Genomic DNA, 17,139 nt, shown 5'->3' with positions numbered 1-17,139 from the left:
AAGGTACTGCCGAGCAGATGCGCACCAAAGCTGTCCTCACCACCGTTTTTCTCTCGGCATCGCTGCTGGCGCTGGCCGCTTGCGGCAAGGCGGGAGAGGATCCGAAAGTGCTCGACAGCGCCAGTGCGCAGGCCGATCCCAGCCTGTCCGGCACTGACGCGCTGGTCGATGCGGGGCCGGTTTCGGATGCCACTTCGACGCCTTCATCCACCGTCGCTCTCGACACGGGCGCGCTGACCGAGCGGCGCGATCCGGAGCGCCTTCTGCGCTACTACGTGGCCGCCGTGCGCGCGGGCGACTGGGCCAGCGCCGCAAAGGCCTGGGGCCTCGACGCGCAGATGACCACCGACAAGTTGCAGGGTGAGTTCGGCGGCGCCAGGCCACGCATCGCCGTGGGCAAGGGCGACATGGAAGGCGCGGCAGGATCGCTGTATTACGAAGCGCCCATCGTCGTCGATTTCGGCGACGGCCGCCCGTCCAAGCGCGGCACCATCGTCCTGCGCCGGGTCAATGACGTTCCCGGCGCTAGCGACGAACAGCTGAACTGGCGCATCGAACGGACATCTACGCTCACACAGTAAGGGCAGGCTGGCTGACGGCGGTCAGGTTTCCGCCGCGCCGTCCTCGGCCATTTCGTGAAGCGCGGCGGCTCCTTCGGCGCGGGCCTGACGGGCGCGGCTGCGGTCATACAGGGTCTTGGCCACCAGCGCTCCGCCGACGACGAAAGCGCCCGGCACTGAACCCAGCGCCACTCTTGCCAACGCACCATGCAGCAGCGTTTCGCCCATCGTGCGGCCGCGCAGGATCGACTTGGCTTTCTTGGGCGAATAGCTTGCGCCAAGAACCCCGCGTTCCACGGCGCGGCGTGCAATCGTCGTCGCCGTGCGCAAGGCGATATCCGCGATGACAAGGTTCGTTGCCGGGTTGGGGCTTGGGCCGTGAAGCTCGCCGCCGTTGTTGGCCAATGTCTTCAGGCTTTTGGCCGGCGCGGCGACGACACTGGCCGCCTTCTTCGCGCCGTCCTTGAGGTTGGCCTTGATCACGGTCGCCATGTCGCCCTCTTCTCCGGGCGCGCCCGGTTACTTCTTCTTGCCGAAATCCACCGAGACGACGTTGGAGCCGTCTTCACTGGGGGTAATGCGCGAGGCGACATCGCGTTCCGCGTCGTTCTCCGCCGGGGAAACCTCTTCCGCCTCGTCGTCGGCCATGGCCTGGAACTGCAGGCCGAAGTCCACCGCCGGATCGACAAAGGCGGTGATCGCGGAGAACGGGATGTCCAGCTTGGCCGGCATCGCGTTGAACGAAAGGCTGACCGTGAACCCGTGGTCCGAGACGCCCAGATCCCAGAACTTGTTCTGGAGCACGATCGTCATCTCGTCAGGGAAGCGCGCGCGCAGGTCGGCGGGAATGCTGACCCCGGGCGCCCCGGTTTTGAAGGTGATGTAGAAGTGGTGGCCGCCGGGGAGCACCCCGCCCGCGCTTTCCACCTGGCCGAGTACACGGCCAACGACGGCGCGCAGGGCCTCCTGCACGATCTCGTCGTATGGGATGAGGCTGTCTGTGGTATCGTTCATCGCGCCCTACGTGCTCATGGTTCGTTGGTCGGTCAAGCGTGTTTGGCCGGAAAATAGCATGGCAGGCCAGGTTTTCCCTAACTCACACGGCGCGCGACCGAAGATTGCTTGTAAAACGCACCATGCGCATTCTTGTGCCGCGCTCGATGTGACACCGGAATTGATTCCGGCGCGCACGGGTATATAGGCACGGCCATGCGCACCGCCTCGATCATCCGCAAGACCCATGAAACCGACATTGCCGTGGAGGTGAACCTCGACGGTACCGGCGCTTACGACGTGAAGACCGGCATCGGCTTTCTGGATCACATGATCGAGCAGTTCAGCCGCCACTCGCTGATCGACATCAGGTGCCACATCAAGGGCGACCTTCATGTGGACCAGCATCATACGACCGAAGACAGCGCCATCGCCATCGGCCAGGCGATTACCAAAGCGCTGGGCGACAAGGCGGGGATCGGTCGCTACGGCGACGTGAACTCTCCCATGGACGAGGCGCTTTCGCGCGTCTCGCTCGACATTTCGGGACGTCCCTATCTGGTGTGGAAGGCCGCCTTCACGCAGGACAAGCTGGGCGAGTTCGACACCGAGATGGTCGAGCACTGGTTCCATTCGATCGCGCAGGCCGTGGGTATCACCCTGCACATCGAACTGCTGTACGGCACCAACAACCACCATATCTGCGAAGGCATCTTCAAGGGCTTCGCCCGCGCCATGCGCACGGCGGTGGAACTGGATCCGCGCAAGGGCGGGGCGATCCCGTCGACCAAGGGCATTCTCGGACAGGAATCGCTGTAATGGCTAGCTTCATCGTCTCGCTTACCTATACGGCCCCCATCGAAAAGGTGGATGCGCTGCTTGACGCGCATGTCGCCTGGCTGCGCGAGCAGCACGCTGCCGGGCATCTGCTGGGGTGGGGCCGCAAGGTTCCGCGCGAAGGCGGCGTCCTGCTGGCCCGGGGGGAGAGCAGGGCGGCGGTTGAGGCGCTGGCGTCGCAGGATCCCTTCGTGAAGGGCGGCGTCGCCACCATCGAAGTCATCGAATGGGCGCACGGCTTCCTCGACGACAGTGTAGCAGGGCTGGCGGGATGACGCTGGCGCTGATCGACTACGGCGCGGGCAACCTGCACTCGGTCGCCAATGCCCTGCGCGCGGCGGGGGCGGAAGACGTCGCGATCACCGCTAACCCGGACGTAGTGCGCGCGGCGGATCGGATCGTCCTGCCCGGCGTCGGCTCCTTCAAGGCCTGCGCCGAGGGCCTGTGGGGCATCCACGGCATGGTCGAGGCGATGAACGAGCGTGTCCACGTGGGCGGTGCGCCGTTCCTGGGTATCTGCGTCGGCATGCAGCTTCTCGCCACGCGCGGGCTTGAGCACGGCGTGACGCGCGGTCTGGACTGGATCGAGGGGCAGGTGCAGCGCATCGAGCGGACTGATCCCGAGATCAAGATCCCGCACATGGGCTGGAACGACGTCTCGCTGGGCCGCAAGGATCCGGCGCAGGGCCTGATCGATCCGGGCGAGGCCTATTTCCTGCACTCCTACCACTTCCAGCCCAACGACGGCGCCAACGTGGCCGCGATGACCGACCATGGCGGCGGCCTTGTCGCCGCAGTGGCGAAGGACAATGTCGTGGGCGTGCAGTTCCACCCCGAAAAGAGCCAGGCCTACGGGCTTTCGCTGCTGTCCCGTTTCCTCGAATGGAAGCCCTGAGATCATGATCGTCTTCCCTGCCATCGACCTCAAGCAAGGGCAGGTCGTGCGCCTTGCCGAAGGCGACATGGACCGCGCCACCGTCTATGGCGACAACCCCGCCGCGCAGGCGATGCTGTTTGCCGAAGCGGGTTCGCAGTTCCTGCACGTCGTCGACCTTGACGGCTCGTTCGCCGGACGTGCCGAAAACCGCGAGGCGGTGGAATCCATCCTTGAGGTGTTCCCGGGCCATGTCCAGCTGGGCGGCGGCATCCGCACGCCCGAGGCGGTTGCGGGCTGGTTCGACCTGGGCGTCAGCCGCGTGGTCATGGGCACCGCCGCGCTTAAGGACCCGCAGTTCGTCAAGGACATGGCAAAGGAATTTCCCGGCGGCATCGTCGTCGCGGTGGACGCGCGCGACGGCATGGTCGCGACCGAAGGCTGGGCCGAAGTCTCCGACGTTTCGATCGTCGACATGGCCCGCCGGTTCGAGGATGCGGGCGTTGCCTCGCTGCTGTTCACCGATATCGGGCGCGATGGCCTGCTCAAGGGCGTGAACATCGACGCCACGGTGGACCTTGCCCGCCGCACCGACCTGCCGGTGATTGCGTCGGGCGGGGTCAAGGGCCTCGACGACATTCGCCTGCTGGCGCTCCACGCCAAGGACGGTATCGAAGGGGTCATCACCGGGCGCGCGCTTTACGACGGACGCCTGGACCTGGCCGCCGCGATCCAGTTCGCGGAGCGCGAGGGGTGAACGAAAATCGCCTCATGGCGGTGCTGGCGCTGGCCATCTTCGTGCCGGGCGCGATCTTCGTGTTCAACGACTGGCGCGAGGGCAAGGCCCGCCTGATGCTGTTCAGCCGCGCGCGCACGCCGGTGCGCACCACGCGCGCCGAAAACCCGCGCAAGTTCGCGATCTACACCGCCTTCAACGTGGCCCTGTGCGCGGTGGTGGCGGTGTTCGCGGTGCTGCTGTTCTTCAAGCCGGAGTGACCTGAGTGACCGTCCGCATCCGCGTCATCCCCTGCCTCGACGTCCGTGACGGGCGCGTGGTGAAGGGTGTCAACTTCGTCGACCTCAAGGACGCCGGCGATCCCGTGGAGCAGGCACGTGCCTACGATGCCGCCGGGGCGGACGAACTGTGCTTCCTGGATATATCCGCCAGCCACGAAGGGCGTGGCACCCTGCTGGACGTGGTGCAACGGACGGCGGAAGTATGCTTCATGCCGCTGACCGTCGGCGGCGGCGTCCGCACTGCGGAGGACGCACGCGCGCTGCTGCTGGCAGGGGCGGACAAAGTGGCGGTCAACTCCGCCGCTGTATCGCGCCCTGAAGTTGTGGCCGACATTGCCGAGAAGTTCGGCTCGCAGTGCATCGTCGCCTCCGTCGATGCGCGCCGCACGGCGCCCGGCAAGTGGGAGATCTTCACCCATGGCGGGCGCAAGGCCACCGGCATCGACGCGCTGGAACATGCTGTGAAGCTCGCCGATTACGGCGCGGGCGAGCTGCTGGTAACGTCGATGGACGGCGACGGCACCCAGAACGGCTACGATCTGGCGCTGACGCGGGCTATAGCCGAAGCGGTTTCCGTGCCGGTGGTCGCTAGCGGCGGCGTCGGCAACCTCGACCATCTGGTGGCGGGCGTCACACAGGGCAAGGCCAGCGCCGTGCTGGCGGCGTCGATCTTCCACTTCGGCAAGCACACCGTCGCCGAAGCGCACGCGGCCCTGCGCGCTGCCGGACTTCCTGCACGCGGGTAAACCTACGTAATTGCAGTCACTTCGGATTAGTCATATGCGGCTAACCGAGTGAACCATCGCGGGACAACGCTCGTTATGGGGTTGCTGCAGCGCACCCTCTCGTCGATGGCGGATGCGGCCCATCGGATCAACAGGAGGATTCGCCGTGCCCGTTTTGAAGTATGTACCTATGTTAGCTGGCGCGTTAACCGCCGCAGTGCCGGCTCATGCCGCCGGTGGGGGCATTCCGCTTCCCGAACCCAGCAGCATGCTGCTGCTTGGCCTTGGCGTGGTCGGCGTCGCCGTGGGTCGCAAGCTGTCGTCCAAACGGGGCGACGACTGACCGGCTTCCTGCTCGCCTGCTCTTGACCCTGGGGGCACAAGCCCGCATGGCCTCTTCATGACCAGCCCCGACACCCTCGCGCGCCTTGAAGCCACGATTGCAGAGCGTCGGGCGGCCGATCCGGAATCCAGCTACGTCGCGAAGCTGAACGCCAAGGGCTTGCGCAAGATCGCGCAGAAGCTGGGCGAAGAGGCCACCGAAACGGTGATCGCCGCCCTGACCGAAGACGACAAGGCGCTTGTCGGTGAAGCGGCAGACCTGATCTTCCACCTGATGGTCCTGCTGGGTGCCAAGAACGTGCCATTGGCGGACGTGCTGGCCGAACTGGATCGCCGCGAAGGTGTCTCCGGCATTGCCGAAAAAGCCGCGCGCAATCCTTCCTGACGACGTTTCAAAGCGGAGCCTGTGATGCCGATCGACCCGAAGCTGCCTTACGACGCCGACAACATCTTCGCCCGGATCCTGCGCGGAGAATTGCCGTGCTCCAAAGTGTACGAGGACGAGCACGCGCTGGCCTTCAACGACATACGGCCGCAGGCGCCGGTCCACGTGCTGGTCATCCCCAAGGGCGAATACGTGTCGTGGGACGATTTCACTGCGAAGGCCGATGATGCCGAAATAGCGGGCTTCATGCGCGCCGTCGGCAACGTGACCCGGCAGCTGGAACTGGACGGGCCGGGCTATCGCCTGATGGTGAACATGGGTGGAAACGGTCATCAGGAAGTGCCGCATCTGCACGTCCACATCTTCGGCGGGCGGCAGTTCTTCCAGATGATCGGGGACTGAGCGGCGGGACTTCACCGCAAGCATACAGCTGTCCACCGAAAATTTACCTCACAATGCGGCCACAAAGGCCAGTTCCTGCCGCCTCGGGCTTGCAGTCGACCCGCTGCCCGTTACACAACCGCCCGGCATGACGGACGCACCATCCTCCCCCCTTGCGCCACCGCCTGTTCCGCAGGCTGGCGTGATCGACGGCAAGGTCCACCGCTACCCCCTGCGCGTGTTCTACGAGGACACCGACGCGGGCGGGGTAGTGTATCACGCCAATTACCTGCGCTGGTTCGAGCGTGCACGGTCCGACCTGCTCGATGTGCTGGGCATCGACCAGCGCGGCGCGATGGAGGCCGGTACCGGCCTTTACACCGTGGCAGAAGCGAACCTGCGCTATCTTTCCCCGGCCCGCCTGGGCGACACCGTGATAATAGAGACCTGGGCCGAGAGTACAGGCCGGGTCGCCAGCGTGTTGAAACAGGTTGCCCTTCGCGACGGTGTTCGGCTTTGCGAAGCCGCCGTAAAGGTCGCGTTCATCAGTCCTGAAGGACGACCACGCCGACAGCCCGAAGCCTGGCAACAGGCCTTCGCCACTCTTGAACCCATCGCCAATCCGGCCCCGGAAGGACCAGAATGACGCTCGACCTGCTTGCCTCGACCATCAGCTTCGCCGGCGACAACAACCATCTCAACCCGGTGAAACTGTTCCTCGATGCCGACATCGTGGTGCAGGCGATCATGGCAGGGCTTATCCTCGCCAGCGTCTGGGTGTGGATGATCATCGTCACCTTCATGCTGCGCATGGGTGCCGTGAACCGCCGCTGCGACGAGTATGAGGAAGGGTTCTGGGAAGCGCAGAACTTCGACACCTACCAGAAGGAGCGCAAGCGCGGTGACGTGCCGATGGGCAAGGTCGCAGGCGCGGGCCTGGGCGAATTCAAGCGCAACGTCGGTGCGGGCATCGAAGCCGAAGGCGCCCGCCAGCGCATCGCCGCGATCCTCAACTCGGCGGTGGGTGAGGAAGCGGACAAGCTGTCCGACCGCCTGAACTTCCTGGCGACGGTCGGTTCGGTGGCACCGTTCGTGGGTCTGTTCGGCACGGTCTGGGGTATCATGAAGAGCTTCTTCGATATCGGCCAGCAGCAGAACAGCTCGCTTGCGGTCGTTGCGCCGGGCATCTCTGAAGCACTTTTCGCCACCGCGATCGGCTTGTTCGCGGCGATCCCGGCGGTCATCGCCTACAACCGCTTCTCGCACAAGGTGAACGGCTTCGAGGCGCGACTGCAGCGCTTCGCCGATCACCTTCACGCAGCGCTGACCCGCCAGCTGGAGCAGCGCTGATGGCGATGGGGCTTGCCGGAGGCGGCCGGGGCCGCAGGCGTGGCCGTGGTTCGCGCGGCCCGATGGCAGAGATCAACGTCACCCCGCTGGTCGACGTGATGCTTGTGCTGCTCATCATCTTCATGGTCACCGCGCCGCTGCTGAAGGCCGCCGTGCCGATCGAACTGCCCGAAAGCCGGGCCAAGGCGATGAGCGAGGAGCAGGGCCAGATCACCATCACCCTGCGCCGCGACGGCGCTGTGTTCTACGAGCAGGACGAGCTTGCCTCCGGCGAACTGACCGAGCGGCTGGCCGCAACACCCACGGGTGCCGACGGCAAGCCGCCGCTGGTGACGTTGCGTGCGGACAAGGCGCTGGATTATGGCCGCGTCATGGAAGTCATGGGCGAACTCAACCGCGCCGGCTTCACCTCGATCTCGCTGGTTACCGATGTCAGCGGCGGCTAAGGCGGAAGGGCTAGGTTTCGCCTGATGGCAGTAATGGGTCTGCGCAAGGAAGAACGGATCGGCCTCGTCGTCGCTGTGCTGCTGCACATGGCGGTGCTGGGGGCGATCCTGTTCAGCCCGCGCTCTAACAACGTGGTCAAGCCGCCGGAGCGGATCGAAGTGACGATCAGCGACGAAGTCGGCATGACCTCCACCGCGCCCGATCCCGGTGAGGCGACACCTGACAAGAGCCCGGAACTGGGTGAGCCTGCGCCTGAGGCCGCGCCTGCGGCGCCGCCGGAACCCGCGCCTGCGGCGCCGCCGGAACCCGCGCCCGCTCCGGAGCCGGAACCCGAACCGGCGCCCGCACCGCGTCCCGTGGAAAAGCCCAAGCCGGCCCCCGCGCCGAAGCCGAAGCCTGCACCTAAACCCGTGCCGAAGCCGACGCCGCCCAAGCCGGTGGAAAAGCCTGCGCCCAAGCCGAAGCCCAAGCCCGCGCCGCCCAAACCGGCTCCGGCGAAGCCTGCTCCAAAGCCTGCGGCCAAGCCGCCGCAGAAAGCCCCACCGCGTCAGTCGAGCGCGATCGATGCCATCGTCAGGAAGCCCCCGGCCAGACCCGCTTCCAAGCCCGCGACTGCAGGTAGCGCAGCAGGCTCCAGCAAGGCGACGACGCCGCCGAAGAAGGCCGGCTCCAGCGCGTTCGATGACGCCTTCAAGAGCGGGACGCCGGGCGCCAGTTCTGCGGCCAAGCAGAATACTGGAACCCCCGCGTCCGAGATCGGCCCTTCGGCCCGCTCGGCGCTGGGTGCGGCGATCAACCGACAGTTGAAGCCGCATTGGTCGGCGCCGCAGGGTGCGGATGTGGAACTTCTCGTCACCAAGGTCCGTTTTCGCCTGAACCGCGACGGCAGCCTTGCCGGCGCGCCCGAGGTGATCGGCACCGGCGGTGTCAACGCATCCAACCGGGCGCAGGTCACCCGCCATCAGGAACAGGCCGTGCGCGCGGTAAGGCTTGCCGCGCCTTTCAACTTGCCCGACGATCTCTATGAAGGCTGGAAGGTCGTCACGACCACGTTTGACAGAAGGCTATCGCAATGAAGATAACCCGCATTCTAGCACTGGGATTGATGCTGACGTCGAGTGTGGCGGTGGCGGGTACGGCCTTCGCTCAGAGCGTGCCCCCCGTCATTACGCCACCCGCTCCGCAGGACGGCGGCTTGGAAGTCACCGTTTCCGATGACAGCGCATGGAACGACCTGGGCATCGCCATCACGACTTTCGCCACCGATCAGGACGTGCCCACCCAGACCAACGCCGGCAGCACCGGGCAGCTGGGCCGCGCGCTGGCGCAGGTCGTCGCGGGCGATCTCAAGAACAACGGTCTGTTCAAGCCTTCCGGCCCGGATGGCCTGCCGCAGCCCGTCTATGCGCAGATCCAGGCTCCGGACTACGGCATCTGGTCCGCCCGCAGCGCCGACATGCTGGTGCAGGGCTTCGTGCGCGCCGGCAGCGACGGCAACCTGACGATCGGCTGCTATCTTTACGACGTGCAGCTCAAGCAGCAGCTGGTGAAGGGCGGCTGGCAGGTTCCACCGTCCGATTGGCGCCGCGCGGCGCACAAGTGCGCCGACATGGTCTATTCGCGCCTTTCGGGTGAAAGCCCGTTCTTCGATTCCAAGATCGCCTATATCGCCGAGACCGGTCCCAAGGACCGCCGCATGAAGCGATTGGCGATCATGGATTCCGACGGCGCCAACCACCGCTTCCTCACCAGCGGGCAGTCGATGGCGCTGACGCCGCGCTACTCGCCGGATTACCGCAAGATCATGTACCTGTCCTATCTCAACGGGCAGCCGAGCATCTATTCGTATGACCTTGCCACTGATCGACAGACCCTGATCGCCCGTACCGGCGCGCCGACGCTGGCGCCGCGCTGGTCACCGGACGGCAAGTGGGTGCTCTATTCGATGGCGCGCGGAGGCACGACCGACATCTACCGCATCTCTTCCGCAGGTGGCGGCACGCCGCAGCGGCTGACGAACGGGCCGGGGATCAACATCGGCGGCAGCTATTCGCCCGATGGTTCGCAGATCGTGTTCGAGAGCGACCGGTCCGGCTCGCAGCAGATCTACGTGATGAATGCGGACGGGTCGAACCAGCATCGCGTCAGCTTCTTCGGCGGCCGCGCGGCGACGCCGGAATGGAGCCCGCGCGGGGACCAGATCGCCTTCACGCACATCGCGGGCAACCTGCGCGTCGCGGTGATGAACCCGAACGGCGGCGGTCTGCGCCACCTGACGGATTCGTGGCAGGATGAAGCGCCGACGTGGTCGCCGAACGGCCGTATCGTGCAGTTCTTCCGCACCGCCAGGAGCACAGGCGTTGCGTCGATCTGGCAGGTGGACCTTACCGGCCGCAACGAGCGCAAGCTGCCCACCCCCGTCGGTGCATCCGATCCGGCCTGGGGGCCGATCCGGCAGTAACCGACGACGACCGTTCCGGGAGGGCGGGGGGCGTATCGATGTCCGATAACCCTTCCGGACAGGTTGTCCCACGTTCATCTTGACTGTGTAGAAAAATGCACGGAACCATACTGCAACGCCGCCCATTCTACGGGGTCGAGCGACTTAGGAGATTGCCGATGCCTTCTTCCCTTTCCAACGCGCGCATCACCCGCGTCGGCGCCGTAGCGCTGATCGCTGCGGGCGCGCTTGCCATCTCGGGCTGCAGCAAGAAGGCTCCGGCCCAGTTGCCGCCCGATCCCGGCCCGGTCAGCTCGGCTGACAACGGTTCCACCGGACCCGGCTATGGCGCCGCGCAGCCGGGCAGCCAGGCGGATTTCGTCGCCAAGATGATGGGTGCCGACACCATCCACTTCCAGCTCGACAAGTCGGATGTCGATCCGCAGGACCAGCAGCTGCTGGCAAAGCAGGCCCAGTGGCTGCAGCAGTACCCCAACAAGCGGGCCACCATCGAAGGGCACTGCGACGAACGCGGCACCCGCGAATACAACATCGCGCTGGGTGAACGTCGCGCCAATGCGGCCAAGAACTACCTTGCCAGCCTGGGCATCGATCCCTCGCGCCTGACGACCGTCAGCTACGGCAAGGAACGCCCGATCGCGCTGGGTTCGGACGATGCATCGTGGGCGCAGAACCGCCGTGCGGTGACCGTCACCATCGACTGATCTCCCCATTATCGGGGCATGGCCGGCGCGCAGGTGTTTCCTGCGTGCCGGTTTGCTGTTTTTGCCTGTCGAAAGGGTTGCATCGCCGTCGAGTCGCGGCGTATCGCCGATCAGATGAGCCGCGCACGCCGATCCGCAGACTGGGGTTTTCCGCGCTGGCGCGGCTACGGCAGCGCCCGCGAAGCCGTGGAAGTGCGTTTGTGCGATCGCCATGGCTGCAACGAACGCGGCGAGTGCCCGGCTCCCAAAAGCCCCAACAGTCCCGATCGCTGGATGTTCTGCCAGAAGCACGCGGCGGAATACAACGCGGGCTGGGACTATTTCGCCGGCCTCGACGCCGAGGAAGCCGCCGCCCGCGAAGCGAGCGAGCAGGCGGAAACCTCCGGCTACAAGGAATCCGCGCATTACGGCTGGGGCGGCTCCGGCGATGGCACCCGCAGCCGCGACGAACTGCGCGCGCTGGAGGCTCTCGGCCTTGATCCCGATGCCGATTTCGATGCCGTCCGCAAGGCATGGCGTACCCGCGCCAAGGAAGTCCACCCGGACGTGAAGCCCAACGATCCTGAAGCGGCAAAGGCCTTCCAGACCTACCAGCTGGCTTACGAAGTTTTGCGCGCGGCGGAAGAACGCCGCGAGTGGAAGGGGTAAGGTAGAGGGGGCGGGGCCTCCCGCCACCGGCTCGGCCTTGTTTCCGTCACCCTGAACTTGTTTCAGGGTCCATCGGGCAGCTTTACCACGCGCTTGGTTCCGCCAGCAGCGCTCTCGGTTTACAGGATCAGCCACCGCGCTTGCGGTGTGATGCACTCTGAAACGATTTCAGGATGACGGGATTTGAGGAGCAGGGCTGACTTTGCCCGCCTGCGGTCGGCCACCGCTGGCCCCAAAAGCAAAGGGCGCGGCCATCAGCCACGCCCCTCGTGTTGGTCAGACCTGACGGATGCGCTTACTTGGGCGACAGCACCATCAGCATCTGGCGGCCTTCCATGCGCGGATAGGCCTCGATCTTGGCGATTTCCTCCACGTCCTGCTGGACGCGGCGCAGCAGGTCCATGCCCAGCTGCTGGTGGGAAAGTTCGCGGCCACGGAAACGCAACGTCACCTTGACCTTGTCTCCGTCCTCGATGAAGCGCACGACGTTGCGCATCTTCGTGTCGTAGTCATGGTCGTCGATGTTCGGACGCATCTTGATCTCCTTGATCTCCTGCGTCTTCTGCGTCTTTCGAGCGGCGTTGGCCTTCTTCTGCGCTTCGTAGCGGTACTTGCCCACGTCCAGGAACTTGCACACCGGCGGATCGGCGTTCGGCGAAACCTCAACGAGGTCGAGGCCTACGTCCATGGCCTGCTCGATCGCCTGGCGCGTGTACATGACGCCGAGGTTTTCGCCATCCTGGTCGATGACGCGAACCTTGTCGGTCTGGATCATGTTGTTGTAGCGCGGTCCACTCTTGACCGGTGGCGTCATCATGCGCCGGGGTGGGGGTGCTATATGCGTTCTCCTGAGTCGTTACTGTCGACGTGGCGGGATTCGGCGGTCATTAATGCGATTCGCCGTCCCGCGAAAGCAGGATTTACGGCACAATGCAGATGATCGCCCCGACCGAAACCGGTCTTGAGTGCCATATAGGGTGTCAGGCCGCCTTTCGCCAGAGCGGATAGCGAACCAGTTGCCCGCGCGCCGGGACCAGCGCCTCTATCGCGTCGGCAGGCTGAAGGGCGGAAAGGATGGCGGGATCGCCTGCGCTCATTCCCCCGGTCAGTGCCCCGAACGCGGGCAGGATCAGCCGGTTTCCGCCGCGCACGGCACAAGGGCGCGCGATCCTGCGGCCCCGCGCCTCGATCATCAGGCGGGGGTGGAAATGGCCCGATACTTCCGCCTCGCGCGTGCCCGGCGCGGCCTGGTGGCGCAGCGCCAGGCCGCCCAGCACCAGTTCCTCCAACCGCGTGCCGCCCGCGCCGTCGGCAAGATGCGGGTCGTGGTTACCGGTGATCCAGACCCAGTCCAGCGCACGGGTGAGGGCGCCCAGCATGCCTGCCGCATGCGGTTCGAGCCGGTCAGGGCCGCGGCTGTCGTGGAAATTGTCCCCCAACGCGAAGACCCGCCGCGCACCGGTCTGCCGCACGGCCAGCGCCAGCCGCTCCAGCGTCTCGCGGCTGTCGTAAGGGGGCAGCATCTGTCCGGTGCGCGCGAAGAAGCTGGCTTTCTCAAGATGCAGGTCGGCGACGAGAAGTGCCTGCTCGGCCGGCCAGTAGAGCGCGGCCGCGCCTTTCATGCTGCCATCCAGCAGCACCATTTCCTGACCGTGGAACGAAAAGGGAACCATGGCTTTTCCTTGCCGCAGCCTGTTCGATTTGGCAAGCGCTGCGCGATGCGAAGGGTGCCACAAGGGTGCGCCCTGCCATGAGGACACGATGACGGACTGGACCCCCTACACCGCCCGCGCCAGCGACTGGTTCCGCACCCTGCGCGACAATATCTGCGCAGAGTTCGAGGCGATCGAGCGCGAGGCCGGGTCGGACGCCGCGTTCGGTTACACCCCCTGGCAGCGAGACGCGGTGGAGGGCGAAGGTGCCGAAACCGGGGGCGGAACGCGCGGCCTGATGAAGGGGCGGGTGTTCGAGAAAGTCGGCGTCAACATCTCTACCGTGTCCGGCGGTCTGGCGAAGGATTTCGCCGTGAGCATCAACGGCGCTTCGGCGGAGAACAACGGCTTCACCGCCACCGGGATCAGCCTGGTGGCGCACATGGCCAATCCGCACGTCCCGGCGGTCCACATGAACACCCGCTTCCTGACGACGACCAAAGCGTGGTTCGGCGGCGGCGCAGACCTCAACCCGCCTTTGCCTTACGAAGAGGATACGGCGGACTTCCATGCCGCGTTCAAGTCGGCTTGCGATGCACACGGCGCCGATTACTACGACCGCTTCAAGGCCTGGGCGGACGAGTATTTCTACATTCCCCATCGCAAGGTTCACCGCGGCGTCGGCGGGATCTTCTACGACCATCTGGAATGCGACGAGGAGGCGGCATGGGAAGCCAACTTCGCCTTCACGCGGGCCGTCGGGGAAGCGTTTCTGGCGGTGTTCCCGAAGCTGGTGCGCCGCCGCATGGGCATGGACTTCACGCCTGCGGACAAGGCGCAGCAGCTGGAATGGCGCGGTCGCTATGCCGAGTTCAATCTGGTGTACGACCGGGGGACGCTGTTCGGCCTCAAGACCGGCGGCAACATCGACGCGATCCTGATGAGCCTGCCGCCAGAGGCGACCTGGAGCTGAAATAGACAACCCGGTCGACTGCCGCAGTCGACCGGGCTCGTGATCCTCAGACGTCCAGGTTGGCGACGTTGAGGGCGTTTTCCTGAATGAAGTCGCGGCGTGGCTCGACGATGTCGCCCATCAGGCGGGTGAAGATCTCGTCGGTGACGTCGGCGTCCTCCACCTTGACCTGAAGGAGGATGCGGTTTTCCGGGTCCAGCGTGGTCTCCCACAGCTGTTCCGCGTTCATTTCGCCCAGACCCTTGTAGCGAGCGATCGACAGGCCCTTGCGACCGGCGGCGAGCACCAGCGCCAGAAGCTGGCTGGGGCGGGTGATGACGTCTGCGCCCTGCGCCGGGCGAGCGGCGACGGGTTCGTCCTCGCCCTCCACCTCGACGGTGTTGAGCGTTTCCGGTTCCGGCTCGGCCGAGCCGGCCGTGGCGCGCACGAGGCGGGCGGTTCCGGCGTAGACATCGGCGTTCTCTGCAGCGAGGCGGGCCAGCTTGCGCGCTTCGGCGCTGGACAGGAAGCTGCCTTCGATCTTGTGGTGATCGGTGACGCCGCGCCACACGCGCTCCACCTCTACCGTGCCGTCTTCGGACAAGCGGGCCGACCAGCGGGCTTCGGTGTCGCCGCGGTCGAGCCACTGCGCCGTGCGGGTCAGCGCGGCATTGCGGGCGTTGGTGGACAGGTCCGGCTCGAACACGCCGGCCAGCGCCAGTGCCTCGATGATGACCGGATCGTAGCGCCGGGGCACGAACGCCATCAGGTTGCGCAGGCGGATCGCATGTTCGACGAGCGCTTCGAGATCCGGGCCCGAACGCGCCCCGCTCGACGATTCGAGCATGCGGCCATTGAGACCGGCTTCCACCAGATAACGGTCCAGCGCGGCGCCGTCCTTCAGATAGACCTCTGACCGGCCCTTCGCCACCTTGTAGAGCGGCGGCTGGGCGATGAAGAGGTGCCCGGCGCGGATGATCTCGGGCATCTGGCGGTGGAAGAACGTCAGCAGCAGGGTGCGGATGTGCGCACCGTCGACGTCTGCGTCGGTCATGATGACGATCTTGTGGTAGCGCAGCTTGTCGAGCGTGAAGTCGTCGCGGATGCCGGTGCCCATGGCCTGGATCAGCGTGCCCACTTCCTTCGAGGAAATGATGCGGTCGAACCGCGCGCGTTCCACGTTCAGGATTTTGCCCTTGAGCGGCAGGATCGCCTGCGTCTTGCGGTCGCGTCCCTGCTTGGCCGAACCGCCTGCCGAGTCGCCCTCGACCAGGAAGAGTTCGCACAGCGACGGGTCGCGTTCCTGGCAGTCGGCCAGCTTGCCAGGGAGGGAGGCGATGTCCATCGCGCCCTTGCGGCGGGTGAGTTCGCGGGCGCGCTTGGCGGCTTCGCGGGCGGCGGCGGCGTCGATGATCTTCTGGACGATCGACTTGGCGTGCGCCGGGTTTTCCTCCAGCCACTCGGTCATGCGGTCGGCCATGAGGCTTTCCAGCGGCTGGCGCACTTCGGAACTGACCAGCTTGTCCTTGGTCTGCGAAGAGAACTTGGGATCGGGCAGCTTGACCGAGACGATCGCGGTCAGGCCTTCACGCATGTCATCGCCGGTAAGCGAGACCTTTTCCTTCTTCAGCAGCCCGGACTTTTCGGCATAGCTGTTGAGCGTGCGGGTCAGCGCGGCGCGGAAGGCGGCAAGATGGGTGCCGCCGTCACGCTGCGGGATGTTGTTGGTGAAGCACAGGACGTTTTCGTAGTACGAATCGTTCCATTCCAGCGCGACGTCGATGCCGATGCCGTCACGTTCGGAGGAGATCGCGATCGGTTCGGCCAGCAGCGCGGTCTTATTGCGGTCAAGATACTGCACGAAAGCTGCGATGCCGCCTTCGTAGAACAGGTCGTGTTCCTTGACCTCTTCATGGCGCCTGTCGCGCAGCTTGATGCGCACGCCCGAGTTCAGGAACGCCAGTTCGCGGTAGCGGTGCTCCAGCTTGTCGAAGTCGAACTCGGTGACGTTCTTGAACGTGTCGGTGGAGGCGAGGAAGGTGACGCGGGTGCCCTTCTTGAAGCCGTCCGCATCGGGGTTCTGCTCGGCCCTGGGTGCAGGGCCCTTGACCACCAGCGGCGCAACGGCATCGCCGTGCGCGAACTTCATCCAGTGCTCCTGGCCTTCGCGCCAGATGGTCAGTTCCAGCCATTCCGACAGCGCGTTGACTACCGAAACGCCGACGCCGTGCAGGCCGCCCGACACCTTGTAGGCGTTGTCGTCCGACGTGTTCTCGAACTTGCCACCCGCGTGGAGCTGGGTCATGATCACTTCGGCGGCGGAAACGCCTTCCTCGGCATGGATGCCGGTAGGGATGCCGCGCCCGTTATCTTCGACCGAAACGGAGCCATCGGGGTTAAGTTCGATCAGCACCAGGTCGCAGTGGCCGGCCAGCGCTTCGTCGATGGCGTTGTCCGAAACTTCGAACACCATGTGGTGCAGGCCCGAACCGTCATCGGTGTCGCCGATATACATGCCGGGGCGCTTGCGGACGGCATCAAGGCCCTTCAGGACCTTGATCGAATCGGCGCCATACGAGTTCTGGTTCTTGTTTTCGGGATTGCTGGACATGACCAGCATATAGGGTTTGAGACCGGTAAACCCAAGCGAAACCGCCTCTGCAGCGGGGGTTTTCCACAAGGTGGCGGCCAGATGGCGGCGGCGTTCGGCAACTGGTTGAAAGACCGCGAGCTTAGTTGATGAAATACATGGGGCACGGGCCTTTTGCGAAGGCCGCCTGGACGCAGTGGGATCGACGAATGGAAAGAGCC

23 protein-coding genes are annotated in these 17,139 nt (G+C 65.4%); 18 read left to right on the top strand and 5 right to left on the bottom strand.

Going from position 1 to position 17,139, the window contains the following annotated elements; translation table 11 throughout:
* Nucleotides 1–17 precede the first annotated feature (17 nt).
* Nucleotides 18–581, top strand: coding sequence for a hypothetical protein (locus tag GGR40_RS18210; protein WP_429277672.1), 564 nt, complete (start codon nt 18–20; stop codon nt 579–581).
* Nucleotides 582–602: 21 nt separating this feature from the next.
* On the opposite strand, the gene GGR40_RS18205 is transcribed toward GGR40_RS18210, so the two are convergent.
* Both GGR40_RS18205 and GGR40_RS18200 read right to left on the bottom strand, forming a co-directional pair.
* Complete coding sequence (locus GGR40_RS18205) at nt 603–1,052, bottom strand: hypothetical protein (protein ID WP_429277671.1); 450 nt, start codon at nt 1,050–1,052, stop codon at nt 603–605.
* A gap of 27 nt (nt 1,053–1,079) precedes the next feature.
* Nucleotides 1,080–1,574 carry an SspB family protein gene (locus GGR40_RS18200; protein WP_429277670.1) on the bottom strand — a complete coding sequence of 165 codons (495 nt, stop codon included), beginning with the start codon at nt 1,572–1,574 and terminating at the stop codon, nt 1,080–1,082.
* Nucleotides 1,575–1,769: 195 nt separating this feature from the next.
* On the opposite strand from GGR40_RS18200, the gene hisB reads away from it, so the two are divergent.
* From hisB to GGR40_RS18120, 16 genes are all read left to right on the top strand, one after another.
* Nucleotides 1,770–2,372, top strand: coding sequence for an imidazoleglycerol-phosphate dehydratase HisB (gene hisB / locus GGR40_RS18195; RefSeq protein WP_429277669.1), 603 nt, complete (start codon nt 1,770–1,772; stop codon nt 2,370–2,372).
* Nucleotides 2,372–2,665, top strand: a complete 294-nt coding sequence (locus GGR40_RS18190) for a YciI family protein (RefSeq protein ID WP_429277668.1) — start codon at nt 2,372–2,374, stop codon at nt 2,663–2,665. Before hisB ends, GGR40_RS18190 begins: the two co-directional genes overlap by 1 nt.
* Nucleotides 2,662–3,285 carry an imidazole glycerol phosphate synthase subunit HisH gene (gene hisH / locus GGR40_RS18185; RefSeq protein WP_429277667.1) on the top strand — a complete coding sequence of 208 codons (624 nt, stop codon included), beginning with the start codon at nt 2,662–2,664 and terminating at the stop codon, nt 3,283–3,285. The genes GGR40_RS18190 and hisH overlap by 4 nt, the downstream gene beginning before the upstream one ends.
* A gap of 4 nt (nt 3,286–3,289) precedes the next feature.
* A complete protein-coding gene (hisA, locus tag GGR40_RS18180; RefSeq protein ID WP_429277666.1) occupies nt 3,290–4,021 on the top strand; it encodes a 1-(5-phosphoribosyl)-5-[(5-phosphoribosylamino)methylideneamino]imidazole-4-carboxamide isomerase in 732 nt (243 codons plus the stop codon).
* Nucleotides 4,018–4,260 carry a hypothetical protein gene (locus GGR40_RS18175; RefSeq protein ID WP_429277665.1) on the top strand — a complete coding sequence of 81 codons (243 nt, stop codon included), beginning with the start codon at nt 4,018–4,020 and terminating at the stop codon, nt 4,258–4,260. Before hisA ends, GGR40_RS18175 begins: the two co-directional genes overlap by 4 nt.
* 5 nt (nt 4,261–4,265) lie before the next feature.
* Nucleotides 4,266–5,027 carry an imidazole glycerol phosphate synthase subunit HisF gene (gene hisF / locus GGR40_RS18170; RefSeq protein ID WP_232493013.1) on the top strand — a complete coding sequence of 254 codons (762 nt, stop codon included), beginning with the start codon at nt 4,266–4,268 and terminating at the stop codon, nt 5,025–5,027.
* Nucleotides 5,028–5,223: 196 nt separating this feature from the next.
* Nucleotides 5,224–5,349: a PEP-CTERM sorting domain-containing protein gene (locus GGR40_RS18165; RefSeq protein ID WP_429277664.1), complete on the top strand. Its 126-nt coding sequence runs from the start codon at nt 5,224–5,226 to the stop codon at nt 5,347–5,349.
* A gap of 57 nt (nt 5,350–5,406) precedes the next feature.
* Complete coding sequence (locus tag GGR40_RS18160; RefSeq protein WP_429277663.1) at nt 5,407–5,733, top strand: phosphoribosyl-ATP diphosphatase; 327 nt, start codon at nt 5,407–5,409, stop codon at nt 5,731–5,733.
* A 24-nt stretch (nt 5,734–5,757) separates the two neighbouring features.
* Complete coding sequence (locus tag GGR40_RS18155; RefSeq protein ID WP_429277662.1) at nt 5,758–6,135, top strand: histidine triad nucleotide-binding protein; 378 nt, start codon at nt 5,758–5,760, stop codon at nt 6,133–6,135.
* Between the two features lie 127 nt (nt 6,136–6,262).
* Nucleotides 6,263–6,760, top strand: a complete 498-nt coding sequence (locus GGR40_RS18150) for a YbgC/FadM family acyl-CoA thioesterase (RefSeq protein WP_429277661.1) — start codon at nt 6,263–6,265, stop codon at nt 6,758–6,760.
* Nucleotides 6,757–7,464, top strand: coding sequence for a protein TolQ (tolQ, locus tag GGR40_RS18145; RefSeq protein WP_429277660.1), 708 nt, complete (start codon nt 6,757–6,759; stop codon nt 7,462–7,464). The genes GGR40_RS18150 and tolQ overlap by 4 nt, the downstream gene beginning before the upstream one ends.
* Nucleotides 7,464–7,910, top strand: a complete 447-nt coding sequence (locus GGR40_RS18140) for an ExbD/TolR family protein (protein ID WP_429277659.1) — start codon at nt 7,464–7,466, stop codon at nt 7,908–7,910. Before tolQ ends, GGR40_RS18140 begins: the two co-directional genes overlap by 1 nt.
* A gap of 24 nt (nt 7,911–7,934) precedes the next feature.
* Nucleotides 7,935–8,987 (top strand): hypothetical protein, encoded by a 1,053-nt coding sequence (locus GGR40_RS18135; RefSeq protein WP_429277658.1) that lies wholly within the window; start codon nt 7,935–7,937, stop codon nt 8,985–8,987.
* Entirely contained in the window at nt 8,984–10,372 is a 1,389-nt protein-coding gene (gene tolB, locus GGR40_RS18130; protein WP_429277657.1) for a Tol-Pal system beta propeller repeat protein TolB, read from the top strand. The genes GGR40_RS18135 and tolB overlap by 4 nt, the downstream gene beginning before the upstream one ends.
* 158 nt (nt 10,373–10,530) lie before the next feature.
* Nucleotides 10,531–11,076 (top strand): peptidoglycan-associated lipoprotein Pal, encoded by a 546-nt coding sequence (gene pal, locus GGR40_RS18125; protein ID WP_429277656.1) that lies wholly within the window; start codon nt 10,531–10,533, stop codon nt 11,074–11,076.
* Between the two features lie 114 nt (nt 11,077–11,190).
* Nucleotides 11,191–11,724 (top strand): J domain-containing protein, encoded by a 534-nt coding sequence (locus GGR40_RS18120; protein ID WP_429277655.1) that lies wholly within the window; start codon nt 11,191–11,193, stop codon nt 11,722–11,724.
* Nucleotides 11,725–12,019: 295 nt separating this feature from the next.
* Here GGR40_RS18120 and infC read toward each other — a convergent pair whose 3' ends face one another.
* The gene (gene infC, locus GGR40_RS18115) at nt 12,020–12,541 is read right to left on the bottom strand and encodes a translation initiation factor IF-3 (protein WP_429277654.1); all 522 of its coding nucleotides are present in this window, start codon (nt 12,539–12,541) and stop codon (nt 12,020–12,022) included.
* A gap of 163 nt (nt 12,542–12,704) precedes the next feature.
* Entirely contained in the window at nt 12,705–13,397 is a 693-nt protein-coding gene (gene pdeM, locus GGR40_RS18110) for a ligase-associated DNA damage response endonuclease PdeM (RefSeq protein WP_429277653.1), read from the bottom strand.
* Between the two features lie 88 nt (nt 13,398–13,485).
* Between pdeM and hemF the strand changes: the two genes are divergently transcribed.
* Complete coding sequence (gene hemF, locus GGR40_RS18105) at nt 13,486–14,349, top strand: oxygen-dependent coproporphyrinogen oxidase (RefSeq protein WP_429277652.1); 864 nt, start codon at nt 13,486–13,488, stop codon at nt 14,347–14,349.
* 46 nt (nt 14,350–14,395) lie between these two features.
* On the opposite strand, the gene gyrB is transcribed toward hemF, so the two are convergent.
* Complete coding sequence (gyrB, locus tag GGR40_RS18100) at nt 14,396–16,939, bottom strand: DNA topoisomerase (ATP-hydrolyzing) subunit B (RefSeq protein WP_429277651.1); 2,544 nt, start codon at nt 16,937–16,939, stop codon at nt 14,396–14,398.
* Nucleotides 16,940–17,139 lie beyond the last annotated feature (200 nt).

Origin of the sequence: Novosphingobium gossypii (genome assembly GCF_050433305.1) — a bacterium.
In the GTDB taxonomy this organism is placed as follows: Bacteria; Pseudomonadota; Alphaproteobacteria; order Sphingomonadales; family Sphingomonadaceae; genus Novosphingobium; species Novosphingobium gossypii.
This window is presented reverse-complemented; position numbering and strand designations above follow the sequence as displayed.